Below are 16,172 nucleotides of genomic sequence, written 5' to 3'. Positions count from 1 at the left end.
CGCATGATGCGAGCAAACGAAGAAGGAACGACGAACAACCGACAGGCACGCCCTCACCCCGGGACGTACGGATGCATCGTGGATGGCCGGTCTTCTGGCTCGCCGTCTTCCTTCCCCGGTCCTGCCTTCCCGTGCACGGGGCACAGTGGCGTTCGACCGGGGTCGTCAGGCTTACAGCAGCGGGGGCTGCGCCGGACTGGCGCGCGATGGCTATCGCGCACGTCACCGGCTTCCCGTTTCACCTCCCTGCAGACGAGCAGGAAGGCACCATTCACTTGATTGGGCGCGATTCTACCGCCAAGTTCGATCGCTTGTCACCGCATTATTTCTTGGCAGGCAAGCGCGAAGAGGCCCGGCGCGGCAACCAACCGCGCCCGATCGGCCCGAAAAATAAGTCGCATAGGTTTATTTAGCGGAAGGACGTATACTTGCCGTCTCCCGCTGCCCTGCCCATCGAACGCCGCGCCATGCCGCCCTATAACGCACCGTCTCCCGCCGTTGATCCCGCCACGATGCCGCTGCTGCGCACCGTCGGCTCGAACCAGGTGGGCATGCGCGAGTTCAACGAGCGGGTCGTGCTGCAGGCGATCCGCACCCATGGCAGCCTGCCCAAGGCCGAAGTCGCGCGCCTGACCAAGCTCAGTACGCAAACGGCCTCGGTGATCATCAACCGCCTGCTGGACGAGCAACTGGTGGTCAAGCGCGACGCCGTGCGCGGCAAGGTCGGCCAGCCGTCGCAGCCGATCGCCCTGAATCCGGAAGGCGCGTTCTCGATCGGCATCCAGATCGGCAGGCGCGCGCTGGACGTGGTGCTGCTAGATTTCACGGGCGCGCTGCGCTGGCAGTCGTCGACGCCCTACGCCAGCCCCGACGTGGAACAGGTTTTCGCCGCCATCGACGCCAGGCTGCGCGAGGTGGACGCCTTTCTTGGCCCGGAACTGGCGCCGCGCCTGACCGGCATCGGCCTGGCCGCCCCGCTCACGCTGGGCACCTGGCATGGCCTGGAAAGCCTGCTGCCGCATCAGGCCGAAGCCTGGCGCCGGGTCGACCTGCGCATCCGCCTGCAAGCCATGACGCCGCTCCGCGTGGACTTCGCCAAGGACACGATCGCAGCCTGCGTGGCCGAACTGGTTGCCGGCCGCGGACGCACGCTGAAAAGCTATCTGTACGTGTTCGTCGACACCCTGGTCGGCGGCGGCCTGGTGATCGATGGCGAGCCGCACAGCGGCCAGTTCGGCAACGCCGGCGCGATCGGTTCGATGCCATTGGGCCTGGCTGGAACGGACGAACGCGGCGTGGCGCCGCAATTGCTCGGGGCGGCTTCGCTGGTGCGGCTGGAAGAAATGCATGCGCAGGCGGGCTTGGCGCCGCTCGCCTTCAACGACGACCGCCTGTTGAGCGGCCCGTGGGAAGCGGTGACCCTGCAATGGATCGAGGAAGCCGCCAATGCGATCACCTTCGGCGTGACCGGTGCGGCCTGCCTGCTCGACCTGGATGGCGTGATCGTCGACGGCGCCGTCAGCCGGCCCCTGCTCGAACGCCTGATCGCCGCGATGCAGGAGCAGATGACGCGCTACAGCTGGCAGGGCACCGAGCGGCCGCTGGTGATGGCGGGGACGATCGGGATGACGGCCAAGGTGATCGGCGCGGCTTACCTGCCGCTGCATGCGAACTTCGCGCCGGCGCACGGGTTGTTCCTGAAGGCGGAGCGGCGCTAGCAAGGCGAGCGCGGGGTGTCGTCTACCCCTCCGGGTACGGCGGCATGAATCGGGCGAGCGCCATCACGTGGGAGGCCGGCGACGAGTTCGACGACATCGTCGCCGCACTGCGGGCCAAGGGCGGACGGGAATATTTTGCATATCAACGGTAGCCGAGTGCCGTTCCAGGCCAGGCGAGTGGATCACCGCATATAAAAAAACCCTGCGAGTGGTGCACTCGCAGGGTTCGTCGTACTGATCAGACTGGCAGCCTCAGAACGGAATATCGTCATCCATATCCGAGAAGTTCGGCGCCGGTTTCGGCTGCGGACGTGCGGCCGGGGCCGGTGGCGCCTGGCGCGGGGCCGGACGCTGCGGGGCCGAGTAGTCGTCGTCCATGCCGCCGCCCATACCGCCGCCCATGCTGTCGCCGCCCATACCCTGGCGACCGCCCAGCATCTGCATGTTTTCAGCGATGATGTCGGTGGCGTAGCGCTCGATGCCGTCCTTGTCGGTGTATTTGCGAGTCTGCAGGCGGCCTTCGACGTAGACCGACGAACCTTTCTTGAGGTACTGGCCCACGATCTCGGCCAGGCGGCCGAAGAAGGAGATGCGGTGCCACTCGGTCAGTTCTTTCTGTTCGCCGGTATTACGGTCTTTCGACTTGTACGACGTGGCGACCGCGATGTTCGCGATGGCGTCGCCGCTCGGCATGTAGCGAATTTCCGGATCGCGGCCCAGGTTGCCGACGATGATGACCTTGTTGACTGATGCCATGATGTGTCCTTGGATAATGTTGTGAGCCCTGACTCTGCAGTTGACTAAGCGTCAGGGAACTGTGGTGTTGCAATTCAATATTATGAGGCCAGCGACGCGGTTTCAAAAGTGGATTTTACTGGCTGGAGTCAGCGTTCTAAACGGTGCAATCCAGCCCGAAAAACGGTCATCGCATTCCGGATCCAACAATTTTTTCGCTTTCTGAGCGTTTTGTCATTGAAGCGCCCGGAGAATGGCCCACATACGACAGACCCGGCTGTCTGCGGCGCTCGCCGCTTTCCAGAAAGGCATGCCATACGGGCATCCATGGTACGCCAACCACTGGATAGATGTACAGCCGAAACAAAAACGCGCTACACTTACGGGTTCTCCCCGATTGGCCCGCCTACCGCGCCGCTGGCGTCTGCGGCCCCGCAAAAACTGATAGAAAGTCTGCCCAACTTAATGGAAGAAATTCGCATTCGTGGTGCCCGCACGCACAATCTGAAGAACATCAACCTCGACCTGCCGCGCAACAAGCTGATCGTGATCACCGGCCTGTCGGGCTCGGGCAAGTCGTCGCTTGCCTTCGACACCCTGTATGCCGAAGGCCAGCGCCGCTACGTCGAATCGCTGTCGGCCTATGCGCGCCAGTTCCTGCAGCTGATGGAAAAGCCGGACGTCGACCTGATCGAGGGCCTGTCGCCGGCGATCTCGATCGAGCAGAAAGCGACCTCGCACAACCCGCGCTCGACCGTCGGCACCGTCACCGAGATCCACGATTACCTGCGCCTGCTGTACGCGCGCGTCGGCACGCCGTATTGCCCGCAGCACCCGCACCAGCCGCTGGCGGCCCAGACCGTGTCGCAGATGGTCGATGCCGTGCTCGCCATGCCGGAAGGCACCAAGCTGATGATCCTGGCGCCGGTCGTGGCCGGCCGCAAGGGCGAGCACGGCGACCTGTTCCAGGCAATGCAGGCCCAGGGCTTCGTGCGCTTTCGCATCGCCAGCGGCGTCAATGCCGCGAAGATTGTTGAAATCGATGAACTGCCCAAGCTCAAGAAGACCGAGAAGCACAGCATCGACGTCGTGATCGACCGGGTGAAAGTGAACCCGGACATCAAGCAGCGCCTGGCCGAAAGCTTCGAGACCGCCCTGCGCCTGGCCGATGGCCGCGCCGTGGTCTATGAAATGGATTTCGAGAAGGAAACCGTCTTCTCGAACAAGTTCGCCTGTAATGTGTGCGGCTACTCGCTGCAAGAGCTGGAACCACGCCTGTTCTCGTTCAATAACCCGATGGGCGCCTGCCAGGAATGCGATGGCCTGGGCCATATCGAGTTCTTCGATCCGAAGCGGATCGTGGCCTTCCCGCACCTGTCGCTGGCCTCTGGCGCCGTCAAGGGCTGGGACCGCCGCAACCAGTTCTACTTCCAGATGCTGCAGAGCCTGGCGGCCCATTACGACTTCGACCTCGACCAGCCTTTCGAGCAATTGCCGAAATCGTCGCAGGAAGCCGTGCTGTTCGGTTCCGGCAAGGCCACGATCCCGTTCAGCTATGTCAACGAGCGCGGCCGCACCGTGATCCGCGAGCATACCTTCGAAGGCGTGGTCAACAACCTGCAGCGGCGCTACCGCGAGACCGATTCGATGGCGGTCAAGGAAGAGCTGGCCAAGTTCATCAACGAAAAGAAGTGTCCGGCCTGCGAAGGCGCGCGCCTGCGCACCGAAGCGCGTTTCGTCAAGATCGGCCAGGGCGAGCAGCAGCGCGCCATTTATGAGGTGTCGGACAAGCCCCTGCGCGAAACGCTCGACTACTTCGACAAGCTGGAGCTGAGCGGCGCCAAGCGCGACATCGCCGAGCGCGTGATCAAGGAGATCGTGTCGCGCCTGAAGTTCCTGAACAACGTCGGCCTGGATTACCTGTCGCTCGACCGCAGCGCGGACACCCTGTCCGGCGGCGAAGCCCAGCGTATCCGCCTGGCCTCGCAGATCGGTTCGGGCCTGACCGGCGTCATGTACGTGCTCGACGAACCGTCGATCGGCCTGCACCAGCGCGACAACGACCGCCTGATCGCCACCCTCAAGCATTTGCGCGACATCGGCAATAGCGTGCTGGTGGTCGAGCACGACGAGGACGCGATCCGCACCGCCGACTACATCGTCGACATGGGTCCGGGCGCGGGTGTACATGGCGGCCAGATCATTGCCGAAGGCACGCTCGAGCAGATCATGAACAACGAGCATTCGGTGACCGCCCAGTACCTGGACGGCCGGCGCAAGATCGAAGTGCCGAAGAAGCGCACCAAGGCCGACCCGGCGCGCCAGTTGGTGATCACGGGCGCGAAAGGCAATAACCTGAAGGACGTGACCCTGACGTTGCCGGTGGGCCTGATGACCTGCGTGACGGGCGTCTCGGGTTCCGGTAAATCGACGCTGATCAACGACACGCTGTACCCGGCATTGTCGCGTCACCTGTACGGTTCGCAGACCGAGCCGGCGGAGCACAGCGCGATCCACGGCCTGGAACACTTCGACAAGGTGATCTCGGTCGACCAGGCGCCGATCGGCCGCACGCCGCGCTCGAACCCGGCGACCTATACCGGCCTGTTCACGCCGATCCGCGACCTGTTCGCGACCGTGCCGACCGCCAAGGAACGCGGCTACTCGGCCGGGCGCTTCTCGTTCAACGTCAAGGGCGGCCGCTGCGAAGCCTGCCAGGGCGACGGCGTGATCAAGGTCGAGATGCACTTTTTGCCGGACGTGTACGTGCCATGCGACGTCTGCCACGGCAAGCGCTACAACCGCGAAACGCTGGAAGTGCAGTACAAGGGCAAGAACATCACCGAGGTGCTGGACATGACGGTCGAGGATGCGCACGAGTTCTTCAAGCCGGTGCCGGTCATCGCGCGCAAGTTGCAGACCTTGCTGGACGTGGGCCTGGGCTACATCAAGCTGGGGCAGAGCGCCACCACGCTGTCCGGCGGCGAGGCCCAGCGCGTCAAGTTGTCGCTCGAGCTGTCCAAGCGCGACACCGGGCGCACCCTGTACATCCTGGACGAGCCGACCACCGGCCTGCACTTCGCCGACATCGACCTGCTGCTGAAGGTGATCCACCGCCTGCGCGACCAGGGCAACACGCTCGCGATCATCGAGCACAACCTGGATGTGATCAAGACCGCGGACTGGATCGTCGACCTGGGGCCGGAAGGCGGCGCCGGCGGCGGCATGATCGTGGCGTCGGGTACGCCGGAGCAGGTGGCCAAGGTCAAGGACAGCCCGACCGGCAAGTACCTCAAGCCGCTGCTCAAGGCTTGACCTTCACGGTTCGGCCCAAGTAAAACAGGGGCAACGCCACCGGCGTTGCCCCTGTTCTTTTTTTATATGGCCGCTTTCAACAGCGGCCTCTCCCCCACTCGGCCGGCCTTAGCCGGCCAGTTGTTTCTCCAGACGGTCCCTGGTGTCCACCAGCTCTTGCGGCAGGCGGTAGGCCAGCTTGTCGAACAATTCGCCGTGCAGCTTCAGTTCTTCGGCCCATGCGTTCTTGTCGATCGAGGTGATCTGGGTGAACTGCGCTTCGCTGAACGCCACCCCATCCCAGTTCAGGTCGCCATACGACGGCGAGGTGCCGAACAGGTGCCGGTTGCCGGCGGCGGCGCTGCCTTCGGTACGGTCCAGAATCCACTTCAGCACGCGCATATTGTCGCCGTAGCCCGGCCATACGAAGCGGCCGTTGTCGTCGGTGCGGAACCAGTTGACGCAGAAGATCTTCGGCAGCGCAGCCGGATCGATCGCGGCCACTTTCTTGCCGAGATTGAGCCAGTGCTGGAAATAGTCGCTCATGTTGTAGCCGATGAACGGCAGCATCGCGAATGGATCGCGGCGCACCACGCCCATCTGGCCGGCGGCGGCGGCGGTGGTTTCCGAACCCATGGTCGCGGCCATGTACACGCCGTCCACCCAGTCGTTGGCCTCGGTCACCAGCGGCACCGTGGTCGAGCGGCGGCCGCCGAAGATGAAGGCCGAGATCGGCACGCCGGCCGGATCGTCCCAGGCCGGGTCGATCACCGGATTCTGGGTCGCGGCCACGGTGAAGCGCGCATTCGGGTGCGCCGCCTTGCCGCTTGACGCCGGGGTCCAGTCCTTGCCCTGCCAGTCGATCAGGTGTGCCGGCGCTTCCTTCGTCATGCCTTCCCACCATACGTCGCCGTCGTCGGTCAGCGCCACGTTGGTGAAGATCACGTTCTCGCGCAGCGAGGCCATGCAGTTCGGATTGGTCTGTTCATTGGTGCCCGGGGCCACGCCGAAGTAGCCGGCTTCCGGGTTGATCGCGACCAGCTTGCCGTCCGCGGCCGGCTTGATCCAGGCGATGTCGTCGCCGATGGTGGTCACCTTCCAGCCGTCGAAGGTCTTCGGCGGAATCAGCATCGCGAAGTTGGTCTTGCCGCAGGCCGAAGGGAAGGCCGCAGCCACGTATTTCTTGTCGCCCTGGGGCGACTCGACGCCCAGGATCAGCATGTGTTCGGCGAGCCACCCGGTGCCGCCGGCTTGCGCCTCTTGATAACCCATGTTCGAGGCGATGCGCAGCGCGAAGCATTTTTTGCCCAGCAGCGCGTTGCCGCCGTAGCCCGAGCCGAAGGACCAGATCTCGCGGGTTTCCGGATAGTGCACGATGTACTTGGTGGCATTGCATGGCCAGGCGACGTCTTGCTGGCCGGCGGCCAGCGGCGCGCCGACCGAGTGCACGCAGGGAACGAACTCGCCATCCGGGCCCAGCACGTCATAGACGGCCTTGCCCATGCGCGTCATGATGCGCATGTTCACGGCAACGTAGGGCGAATCGGACAGTTCCACGCCGATGTGGGCGATCGGCGAGCCGAGCGGGCCCATCGAGAACGGCACCACGTACAGCGTGCGGCCAGCCATGCAGCCGTCGAACAGGCCGTGCAGGGTGTGGCGCATCTCGCTCGGCTCCATCCAGTTGTTGGTGGGGCCGGCCTGCTCCCTGGTGGCGGAGCAGATGAAGGTGCGGTCTTCGACGCGCGCCACGTCCGACGGATCGGACCAGGCCAGGTAGGAATTCGGACGCTTGGCGGGGTTGAGCTTCTTCATCGTGCCCGCGGCGACCATCTGTGCGCACAGGCGGTCGTATTCTTCTTCCGAACCGTCGCACCAGTAAATGCTCTCAGGCTTGGTCAGCGCTGCAATTTCTGCGACCCAATTGATGAGCTTTTGGTGTTTGATGTAAGCTGGAACGTTCAGTGCGGCGACGCCGCCCATCACGGGCTGATTCATGGGGAGTCCTCCAAATGCCAATTAAGAATTCGGGTGGATCGCTGGGTCGGGATCAATCAATGACCAGAGTGCCTATGGTCGGAACCCTGTATGGGTCGGGATCGACGGTGGGCAAGCGGTCTGGTCAGGATCGCGGTGGGACAGCGGTCGGATCGGCAGCCTTTGGCCAGGCTGAGCGGCACGTCTCATGAGCGCCGTTAAATACGTGTCATTCCTTTAAGTTCTGAGCCGATTGTACACCCCAAAAACCGCCTCACGGCCCCTTTCACTACAAAAAAGTAGGAAAAATGCCCTAGTAATGTAGTAGGCTATTTGGGCAAATGCCCTACCCTGTTATTTGTTTACATTTAACTGATATAACTCTGACAACACCAATGAAAATCGCGATTCTTGACGATTATCAAGACGCAGCACGCGGTCTTGACTGTTTCCGACTGCTCGACGGCCATGAGGTCAAGGTCTTCACCAGCACCACCCGCGGCCTGGGCCAGCTGGCGATTCGCCTCGCCCCGTTTGACGCCCTGGTGCTGATCCGCGAACGCACCGCCTTCACCCCGGCACTGCTGGCGAAGCTGCCGAACCTGAAGCTCATCTCGCAGACCGGCAAGGTCAGCGGCCACATCGACGTGGCCGCCGCGACCGCGCACGGCATTGCCATCGCCGAAGGTGTCGGCTCGCCGCTGGCGCCCGCCGAGCTGACCTGGGCCCTGATCATGGCGGCCAGCCGCAAGATCGTGCCGTATGCGAACAATCTGAAGGATGGGTTGTGGCAGACGGCATCGATCAATCCGGCGCTCAATGGCGTGGGACGGGTGCTCCATGGGCGCACCCTTGGCCTCTGGAGTTACGGCAAGATCGGCAAACTGGTGGCCGGCTATGCGCGCGCCTTCGGGATGCGGGTGCTGGTCTGGGGCAGCGAGGCCAGCCGCGCGACGGCGGTCGCCGACGGCCTCGAGGCCGCGCCGACGCGCGAAGCGCTGTTCGAGCAGGCCGACGTGCTGAGCCTGCATTTGCGGCTGGCGGAATCGACGCGCGGCATCGTCACGGCCAGCGACCTGGCGCGCATGAAGTCGGATGCGCTGTTCGTCAACACCAGCCGCGCCGAACTGGTGGCGGACGACGCGCTCGAGCAAGCCCTGAAGCAGGGGCATCCGGGCGCGGCGGCGCTGGACGTATTCACCAGCGAGCCGCTGGCGCCGGATGCGCCGCTGCTGCGCATCCCGACGGTGCTGGCCACCCCGCACCTGGGCTATGTTGAGAAAGACAGTTACGAGATGTATTTCCAGGCGGCGTTCGAGAACATCGTCCAGTTCGCGCAAGGAAAACCTGCGAACATCCTCAATCCGGAAGCGCTGGGCAAGCGTTGAAACCGACGCGCCCCGCGCTCAGCGCAGTTCGGGCTCGCCCGTGAGCTTGATTTTTGGCGCCGGCATCACGTGGGTGCCGGTCCACAGCCCCGCCCAGCCCGGCGGCCAGCCGATGTCGGGGCCGCTGTAGCCTTTCAGGCCCGCGCGCACCGGCACGATCGGCACCGCCGGCGCCTCGACCAGCCCGCCGCCCACGGGACGCTCCATATTGAGGCTGTACATATAGCCCGGCAGCAACAGCTCGCAGGCGCGCGCAAACCAGGCGGTATGGTCTTCGTCGCGACCCAGCGCCTGCGCCAGCCCTTGCGGATCGAACTTCGCCAGTGCGTGGATCAGCTCGTCCGTGGTGGCGCCCGGCACGTCGCCCCAGCCCATCACGGGATTGTTGTTGTACTCGGCGCCCGAGCCATACCAGCCTTCGCGCCAGGTGCGCTGCATCCAGTTGCGCGGCCCCGTGAACAGGTGCCAGCGCCAGTGCAGGCCGGAGGGCTTGGGCCAGGAATACAGGTACAGCTTCTGGTAGCCGGCCTCGTGCAATGCGCGCACCACGGCCATCAGGCGCGCATGCGGCATGCGGTCTGGCGGCGCGCGGCGGAACAGGATCGGCTCGCCGTCGGCGTGCTGGACTTCGTCGCTCGACAGGTTCAGGTCGAGGGCGCGCGCCTCGTCGTTGAAACGCGCCGAGATCCAGCCGGTCAGCAGGTTGACGTGGGTGATCACGCCATAGCCGCGATGGCGGTGGAAGATGACGGTGCCGGGTGCAACTACTTTCATGGCGGGCGAGAATAAAGAGAAGAAAAACGATGAGTGTACTCATCCGATCCAGACGATTCTAGCGCAGTCACGGTCGGATACACTATGGTTTGCGGCTATCATGACGCACCTTTTTTCTGCGAGTAGATAAACCAACATGACTTTGCGACTCATCGCCACCGGTGGCACTTTCGACAAGCATTACAATGAACTGAATGGCGTGCTCGGCTTTGCTGAAAGCCATCTGCCAGAGGTGATCAAGCGCAGCCGCATGACGGTGCCCGTCGCGCTCGACGTGCTGCCGCTGCTCGATTCGCTCGAGATGGGCGATGCCGATCGCGAGCGCGTGCTGGCCAGTTGCCGCGCCGCCAGCGAGAAGGCGATCGTGATCGTGCACGGCACCGACACCATGCGCGAGACCGCCGCCGTCCTCGGCGCCGCCAGGCTGGACCAGACCATCGTGCTGACCGGCGCCATGATCCCGTATTCCATCGCCAATTCGGACGCGCTGTTCAACCTCGGCTTTGCCTGCGGCGTGGCGCAGACCCTGCCGGCCGGCGTGTACGTCGCCATGAACGGCCAGGTATTCCCATGGGGTAACGTGACCAAGAACCGCAGCGAAGGCGTGTTCCAGCAGTTGTAGCTGTCAGCCGGAGTTCCGTCGACTTTTACCGGAATTAAAGCGGGGTCAGCCGCGCGCTGCCTTCTCGTTCGCTTTCCTATACTGCATTGCTCCATCAGCGATTCAGAGGAGAAGGCAAATGAACGACCAGCGTCCCACGCTGACCACGCGCCAGGGTCATCCCGTCCACGACAACCAGTCCCTGCGTTCGGTCGGCGAACGTGGCCCGGCCACGCTCGAGAACTACCAGTTCATCGAAAAGATCACCCACTTCGACCGCGAGCGCATCCCCGAACGCGTCGTGCATGCGCGCGGCACCGGCGCCCACGGCTTTTTCGAAGCTTATGGCAAGATCGGCGACGAGCCCGCCTCCAGATACACCACTGCGCGCGTGCTCAACGAGACCGGCGTGCAGACCCCGGTGTTCGTGCGCTTCTCGACCGTGATCGGCGCCAAGGAATCGCCCGAAACCGCACGCGACCCGCGCGGCTTCGCGGTCAAGCTGAAAACCGTCGACGGCAACTGGGATCTGGTGGGCAATAACCTCAAGGTGTTCTTCATCCGCGATGCGATCAAGTTCCCGGACATGATCCACGCCTTCAAGCCCGACCCCGTCACCAACCAGCAAGAGCCGTGGCGCTTCTATGACTTCATCTGCAGCCATCCGGAAGCGCTGCACATGATTACCTGGGTCAAGAGTCCATGGGGCATCCCAGCCAACTACCGCGAGATGGAAGGTTCGGGCGTCAACACCTACAAGCTGGTCAACGACCAGGGCGTCGCCCACCTGGTGAAATTCCACTGGCAGCCCAAGCAGGGCGTGCGCAACCTGACGGCCAGCCAGGCGGCCGAGATCCAGGGCCGCGACACCAGCCACGCCACGCGCGACCTGTACGACGCGATCGAGCGCGGCGACTACCCGGAATGGGAATTCTGCGTCCAGATCATGGTCGACGGCGCGCATCCCGAGCTCGACTTCGACCCGCTGGACGACACCAAGCGCTGGCCGGAAGACCAGTTCCCGCTGCTGCCGGTGGGCCGCATGGTGCTGAACAAGAACCCGGACAATGTGTTTGCAGAAACCGAGCAGTCGGCCTTCGGCACCGGCGTGCTGGTCGACGGCATCGACTTCTCGGACGACAAGATGCTGCAGGGGCGTACCCTGTCGTATTCGGACACCCAGCGCTACCGCGTAGGGCCCAACTACCTGCAGCTGCCGATCAATGCGCCGCAAGAGAAGGCGAAGGCGCGCACCAACCAGCGCGACGGCCAGATGACGTTCTATGTGGACGGCGTCGACGGTTCGGACGAGGACAAGCACATCAATTACGAACCGAGCCTGATGGGCGGCTACAAGGAAGCCGACCGCCCGGCTCGCGAATACCACCAGTGGGTGGAAGGCCACCTGGGCCGCTACCAGACCACGACCACGCGCGACGACTACCGGCAGGCCGGCACGCGCTACCGCACGTTCGAGGACTGGGAGCGTGACGACCTGGTAAGCAACGTCGGGGGCGACCTGAAACAATGCCCGGAACCGATCCAGCTGCGCATGGTGTGGCATCTGTGGCACTGCGACGAGGATTATGGCCGCCGCGTGGCCGAAGTCGCCGGGATCGACCTGGAGAAGGCGAAGGCGCTGCCGCCATTGCCGAACCGTCCGGCCCCGCATGAGGATCGCCAGGGGTCGACCTATACCAGCGGGGAGCTGGAGAGTGGCGCCGCCGCGGGTGGGAAGACGGAACCTGCCACGAGCGAAGAAGTCGCAAAGTAGGGTTGGCGGCTTCGCCGCCGACGCGTTCAACCGCGTTTGCATGCCACACGGCCGTGCATATGCCGGTTGAACGCGTCGGCGGGAAACCCGCCAACCCTACGTGAACGGGGTTTGATCCGCCGTCGATCAGGCCTTCGCTTCGCCGCCCAGCGCCTCGACCACGTCGGCCAGCAGCTTGGCCAGCTCGCCCGTCATCAGCACGATGTCGTTGTCGAAACGCTCGTCGTCGCTATGGGTCGGGCTTTCGCCTTCCTTGATCACGTCCAGCGGCTTGATGCCCTTGATCGCCAGCGACTCGGTCAGCACGAAGCTGATGCGGTCGTTCCAGGTCATGGCCAGGCGGGTGCACTGCTTGCCGGCGGCGATGTGGCGGCGGATGTCGTCCGGCTCCAGCGTGTGCTTCACGTAGCGCACCGCGGCGCGGCTTTCGCCGGTCGCGCGCAGCTCGGTGTCCTGGTCGATCGTGAAGCCATACGGCGCTTCATCGGCTTCGAGCCAGCCGGTCATCACGGCGACCGGCGACTTCTGCACGCGCAGCGATTCCAGCGGCATCTTGTCGACGGCCTTGAGCAGCAGCTTCACGATGTCGTCGGCCTTCGCCGGGCTTGCCGCATCGACCACCAGCCAGCCGTTGACCGGGTCGATCCAGGTCCAGACGTTGCTGCGCAGCGTAAAGGCGCGCGGCAGCAGTTCGTCGGCCACGCGCTCCTTCAGTTCCTTCATTGCCTTTTTGCCGGGCGGGAAGCCCTGCTGCTCTTCGAGCTCGGCCGCCTTGGCCTTGGCCACCTGGTTGATGACCGAGGCCGGCAGCAGCTTCTTTTCGGTGCCCAGCATGATCAGCATCTGCTTGTTGACCACGTGGACCAGGCCGCCGTTCGGGCGCGGCTTGTCCCAGCCCTGGCGCAGCAATTCATTGCTGGTGGCAGGCACGAAGCTCTGCGGCTCGAGGGCTTTTTCCAGTTGTTCGGGGGTATAGGCCCATGGGGCCGGCAGACGGTAAATCTGTAGATTCTTGAACCACATAGGTTATCCGATTGTGTCAGTATTTCGAAGGATCGATATTCTACGCTGCTATACGGCAACGTCGCATAAAAAGCTCAGGACCCGATCGACTCGTCCTGAACGTCGTCGAACAGCCGCAGCTGCTCGACGGTCTCGGACTCGCCCAGGCGCACGCCCACGCCCAGCAGGCGCACCGGGCGGCTGGCGCGAGCCCAGCCGGTTTCCATCAGGCGCGCATAGGTCGGAATATGTGGCGCATAGCCCACGCACTCGACCGTCGTCTGCTGGAAATCCGAGAATTTGATTTTCACGAACAGCTTGTTGATGAATTTTTCGGCATGCGCGCGCTTGATGCGGCCCAGCAGGTGCTCGTACAAATCGGGCAGCAAGGCCAGGCAGCCGGCCAGGTCGGGCACGTCCGGGGTATAGGTTTCTTCGGTGCTGATCGACTTGCGCTCGCGCGAGACGTTCACTTCGTGGTGATCGATGCCGCGGCTCAGGTCGTATAAACGCGCGCCGAAGCTGCCGAAGTGTTCTTGCAGCTGGTCGATGTTCCACCCACGCAGGTCGGCGCAGGTCTGCAGCCCGAGCCGGTGCATCTTTTCCGCCGTCACCTTGCCCACGCCATGCAGCTTCTTGACCGGCAGCGCCGCAACGAACGCGTCGACTTCGTCGGGCCGCACCAGGAACAGCCCGTCCGGCTTGTTCCAGTCGCTGGCGATCTTGGCCACGAACTTGTTCGGCGCCACCCCGGCCGAGGCGGTGATGCCGACGGTCTCGAAGATGCGGCGCCGGATCTCTTGCGCGATCAGCGTCGCGCTACCCTTGCAGTGCGGCGAATCGGTGACGTCCAGGTAGGCTTCGTCGAGCGACAGCGGCTCGACGATCTCGGTGTAGTCCTGGTAGATGGCCATGATCTGGGTCGAGGCGATGCGGTACTTTTCCATCGCCGGCGGGATCACCAGCAACTCCGGACACAGCTTGATGGCGGTGGCGGTGGCCATCGCCGAATGGATGCCGTAGCGGCGCGCCTCGTAGTTGCAGGTGGCGACCACCCCGCGCTGGTCGGGCCGGCCGCCGACCGCCAGCGGACGGCCGCGCAGCAGCGGATCGTCGCGCATCTCGACCGACGCATAAAAACAATCGCAATCGCAGTGGATGATTTTTCGAAGCGGGGCGTTCACTTTAGGGAAGCGCTGATTTATTCATGGCGGCGGTCTTGGCACGGAAAAAGCGCCCTGCTGCGTTGTAAATCCTCGCCATACCACGCGGTATGGCTGCGGTTTATGCGCGGCCGGCGAGGCCTTGCCGGGCGCCTTTTCCGTCGCCAATCCCATCCGCCAGAATAAATCAGCGCTTCCCTAGGGCCGCGCCCCGGGAACGGGAATTGGGGCCGGCTACTGTAATTGCATACAGTATTATCCGAAAAGCTGTTTCGTGCAAGCCGCCTTGCCCCAGAAATCCTCGTGGCGCCACCGCAGCTGCTCCAGGTCGGGCGCGAAATCGAGGGCGCGTTCGGCGCGCGCCATCGCCAGGCAGGCGTGGCGGCGCGCCACGGCGCGCGTCTGCTCGTGGCCACAGCAACCGAGTTCGCCCAGCACCCGCTGGATGCGCATCGCGACCTCGACGGCCCCGGCGCCATCGCGGGCCATGGCGGGAAACACGTCGTCGAACAGATCGTCGACCGACAGGGCCGGCACCTCCACCAGGTCGTACTCCGGCGCCTCGGCGTCGACCGGGCGCGCCCATTCGCTCAGGATGCGGTACACCGAACCGAGCACCCCGATCGCGGTCCCGGGATCGTTGATGCCCGGAGACAGGGCGCGGCTGCCGATTTCCGCGAGCGCGACCAGGCCGAAACGGGGGTCGTCGTCGAAGTGGCGCAGCGGGCCGATGGTGAAGGCGTCGCGCAACAGGCCCGGCTCGACCGCTTCGCTGCAGGCGCCGTCCGGCAGCACGTAGCCCAGCGGCCGGGACGGCACCACCATCGATCCCGGCACGACCGCCAGCGTGATGCGCAGCTTGCGCGCCGCCGCGATCCGCTGCAGGGCCTCCATGTCGACCCGCTGCAGGTAGCCGCTGGTGTCGCTGTGGAAGGCCAGGCCGATGGCCGGGCCGAAAGCGGCCATGCCGCCCAGGCAGGGACGCCGGCTGCGCCGGGCCATGGCGCGCGACGTGGCTTGTTCGACCTTGGCGATGACCGCGCCCAGGCGGCCGAGACGCGCGATGCTGTCGACCCAGCGCACGAACACCACGATCACGAGCGCCAGCGCGGACAGCGTGAGCATGAACAAGGTGAACCGCCCGGCCTTGCCGAAATAATCGTTGGTGGTGGCGCTCAGGCCCACGATCGCGAAGATGAAGGTGCCGACGAAGATCGACAGCGCGTTCTGCGAGACGTCGTCGGCGACGATCAGCGGAAAGGCGCGCGCGGTGGCCGACTGGCCGGTCGACGCGTAGGCCGCCACCATCGACGCGACCGCGAACGTGGCCACGCCCAGCATGCTGGCGGCAATCACCTTCAACAGTTCGACGACCGAGTCCTGTGCGATCTCCGGCACCTTCCAGTCGACCGGGACGCTGTCGGCCAGATGCGCCAGCGCCACGCCCGCGACGGACAGGACGCAGGCGACCAGCGGCTTGACCCACAGCCGCTCGCGCAGGCGATTGAGCAGGAACTGCAAACGGTTCGGAAGCTGCATGGATACGCTCAGGACGGCGCCGCGTGCGGCTGTTCCGGCCAAGCGCCGATGGAATTGCCCAGGATGTCGTACCGCATTGAGTTCCTTGCATATGGGATTGGTCGGAAAAGGGCGTCGGCGATGGCGCGCGCCCCCCGATTGCATGCAGACATTCTATGGGCATCAAAACATTTGCACAAATGTCAAACGCGCGCAGCGGTTCCCATC

Annotated in this window: 11 protein-coding genes and 1 riboswitch; of the genes, 5 read left to right on the top strand and 6 right to left on the bottom strand. The window is 64.3% G+C overall.

The window, feature by feature from the left end; translation table 11 throughout:
* Nucleotides 1-67: 67 nt before the first annotated feature.
* A riboswitch (cobalamin riboswitch) is annotated at nt 68-287 on the bottom strand.
* A gap of 141 nt (nt 288-428) precedes the next feature.
* Nucleotides 429-1,718 carry an ROK family transcriptional regulator gene (locus ACZ9AQ_RS03060; RefSeq protein ID WP_429200793.1) on the top strand — a complete coding sequence of 430 codons (1,290 nt, stop codon included), beginning with the start codon at nt 429-431 and terminating at the stop codon, nt 1,716-1,718.
* A gap of 252 nt (nt 1,719-1,970) precedes the next feature.
* Here ACZ9AQ_RS03060 and ssb read toward each other — a convergent pair whose 3' ends face one another.
* A complete protein-coding gene (gene ssb, locus ACZ9AQ_RS03055) occupies nt 1,971-2,474 on the bottom strand; it encodes a single-stranded DNA-binding protein (protein ID WP_109345880.1) in 504 nt (167 codons plus the stop codon).
* A gap of 444 nt (nt 2,475-2,918) precedes the next feature.
* Between ssb and uvrA the strand changes: the two genes are divergently transcribed.
* A complete protein-coding gene (gene uvrA / locus ACZ9AQ_RS03050; RefSeq protein WP_429200795.1) occupies nt 2,919-5,768 on the top strand; it encodes an excinuclease ABC subunit UvrA in 2,850 nt (949 codons plus the stop codon).
* A gap of 108 nt (nt 5,769-5,876) precedes the next feature.
* Here uvrA and ACZ9AQ_RS03045 read toward each other — a convergent pair whose 3' ends face one another.
* Nucleotides 5,877-7,745 (bottom strand): phosphoenolpyruvate carboxykinase (GTP), encoded by a 1,869-nt coding sequence (locus ACZ9AQ_RS03045; protein WP_429200797.1) that lies wholly within the window; start codon nt 7,743-7,745, stop codon nt 5,877-5,879.
* A gap of 374 nt (nt 7,746-8,119) precedes the next feature.
* On the opposite strand from ACZ9AQ_RS03045, the gene ACZ9AQ_RS03040 reads away from it, so the two are divergent.
* Complete coding sequence (locus ACZ9AQ_RS03040) at nt 8,120-9,112, top strand: D-2-hydroxyacid dehydrogenase family protein (RefSeq protein WP_429200799.1); 993 nt, start codon at nt 8,120-8,122, stop codon at nt 9,110-9,112.
* Nucleotides 9,113-9,130: 18 nt separating this feature from the next.
* Here the strand turns inward: ACZ9AQ_RS03040 and ACZ9AQ_RS03035 are convergent, their stop codons facing one another.
* A complete protein-coding gene (locus ACZ9AQ_RS03035; protein ID WP_429200801.1) occupies nt 9,131-9,886 on the bottom strand; it encodes an L-asparaginase in 756 nt (251 codons plus the stop codon).
* A 136-nt stretch (nt 9,887-10,022) separates the two neighbouring features.
* Here ACZ9AQ_RS03035 and ACZ9AQ_RS03030 point away from each other — a divergent pair, with 136 nt between their 5' ends.
* A complete protein-coding gene (locus ACZ9AQ_RS03030; protein WP_429200803.1) occupies nt 10,023-10,508 on the top strand; it encodes an asparaginase domain-containing protein in 486 nt (161 codons plus the stop codon).
* A 118-nt stretch (nt 10,509-10,626) separates the two neighbouring features.
* A complete protein-coding gene (locus tag ACZ9AQ_RS03025; RefSeq protein WP_429200804.1) occupies nt 10,627-12,261 on the top strand; it encodes a catalase in 1,635 nt (544 codons plus the stop codon).
* A 126-nt stretch (nt 12,262-12,387) separates the two neighbouring features.
* Here the strand turns inward: ACZ9AQ_RS03025 and ACZ9AQ_RS03020 are convergent, their stop codons facing one another.
* From ACZ9AQ_RS03020 to ACZ9AQ_RS03010, 3 genes are all read right to left on the bottom strand, one after another.
* A complete protein-coding gene (locus ACZ9AQ_RS03020; RefSeq protein ID WP_429200806.1) occupies nt 12,388-13,284 on the bottom strand; it encodes a recombination-associated protein RdgC in 897 nt (298 codons plus the stop codon).
* A gap of 74 nt (nt 13,285-13,358) precedes the next feature.
* Nucleotides 13,359-14,447, bottom strand: a complete 1,089-nt coding sequence (gene dinB, locus ACZ9AQ_RS03015; RefSeq protein ID WP_476108111.1) for a DNA polymerase IV — start codon at nt 14,445-14,447, stop codon at nt 13,359-13,361.
* Nucleotides 14,448-14,681: 234 nt separating this feature from the next.
* Nucleotides 14,682-15,965 carry a DUF2254 domain-containing protein gene (locus ACZ9AQ_RS03010; protein WP_429200808.1) on the bottom strand — a complete coding sequence of 428 codons (1,284 nt, stop codon included), beginning with the start codon at nt 15,963-15,965 and terminating at the stop codon, nt 14,682-14,684.
* Between the last annotated feature and the right edge of the window lie 207 nt (nt 15,966-16,172).

Source organism: Massilia sp. UYP34 (assembly GCF_056279385.1).
This window is presented reverse-complemented; position numbering and strand designations above follow the sequence as displayed.

Excerpts from the sequence above, each read along its gene's own strand:
- ssb (WP_109345880.1), bottom strand. The coding sequence starts at position 2,474 with ATGGCATCAGTCAACAAGGTCATCATCGTCGGCAACCTGGGCCGCGAT.
- ACZ9AQ_RS03025 (WP_429200804.1), top strand. The coding sequence starts at position 10,627 with ATGAACGACCAGCGTCCCACGCTGACCACGCGCCAGGGTCATCCCGTC.
- ACZ9AQ_RS03040 (WP_429200799.1), top strand. The coding sequence starts at position 8,120 with ATGAAAATCGCGATTCTTGACGATTATCAAGACGCAGCACGCGGTCTT.
- ACZ9AQ_RS03030 (WP_429200803.1), top strand. The coding sequence starts at position 10,023 with ATGACTTTGCGACTCATCGCCACCGGTGGCACTTTCGACAAGCATTAC.
- ACZ9AQ_RS03020 (WP_429200806.1), bottom strand. The coding sequence starts at position 13,284 with ATGTGGTTCAAGAATCTACAGATTTACCGTCTGCCGGCCCCATGGGCC.
- ACZ9AQ_RS03045 (WP_429200797.1), bottom strand. The coding sequence starts at position 7,745 with ATGAATCAGCCCGTGATGGGCGGCGTCGCCGCACTGAACGTTCCAGCT.
- uvrA (WP_429200795.1), top strand. The coding sequence starts at position 2,919 with ATGGAAGAAATTCGCATTCGTGGTGCCCGCACGCACAATCTGAAGAAC.
- ACZ9AQ_RS03010 (WP_429200808.1), bottom strand. The coding sequence starts at position 15,965 with ATGCAGCTTCCGAACCGTTTGCAGTTCCTGCTCAATCGCCTGCGCGAG.
- ACZ9AQ_RS03035 (WP_429200801.1), bottom strand. The coding sequence starts at position 9,886 with ATGAAAGTAGTTGCACCCGGCACCGTCATCTTCCACCGCCATCGCGGC.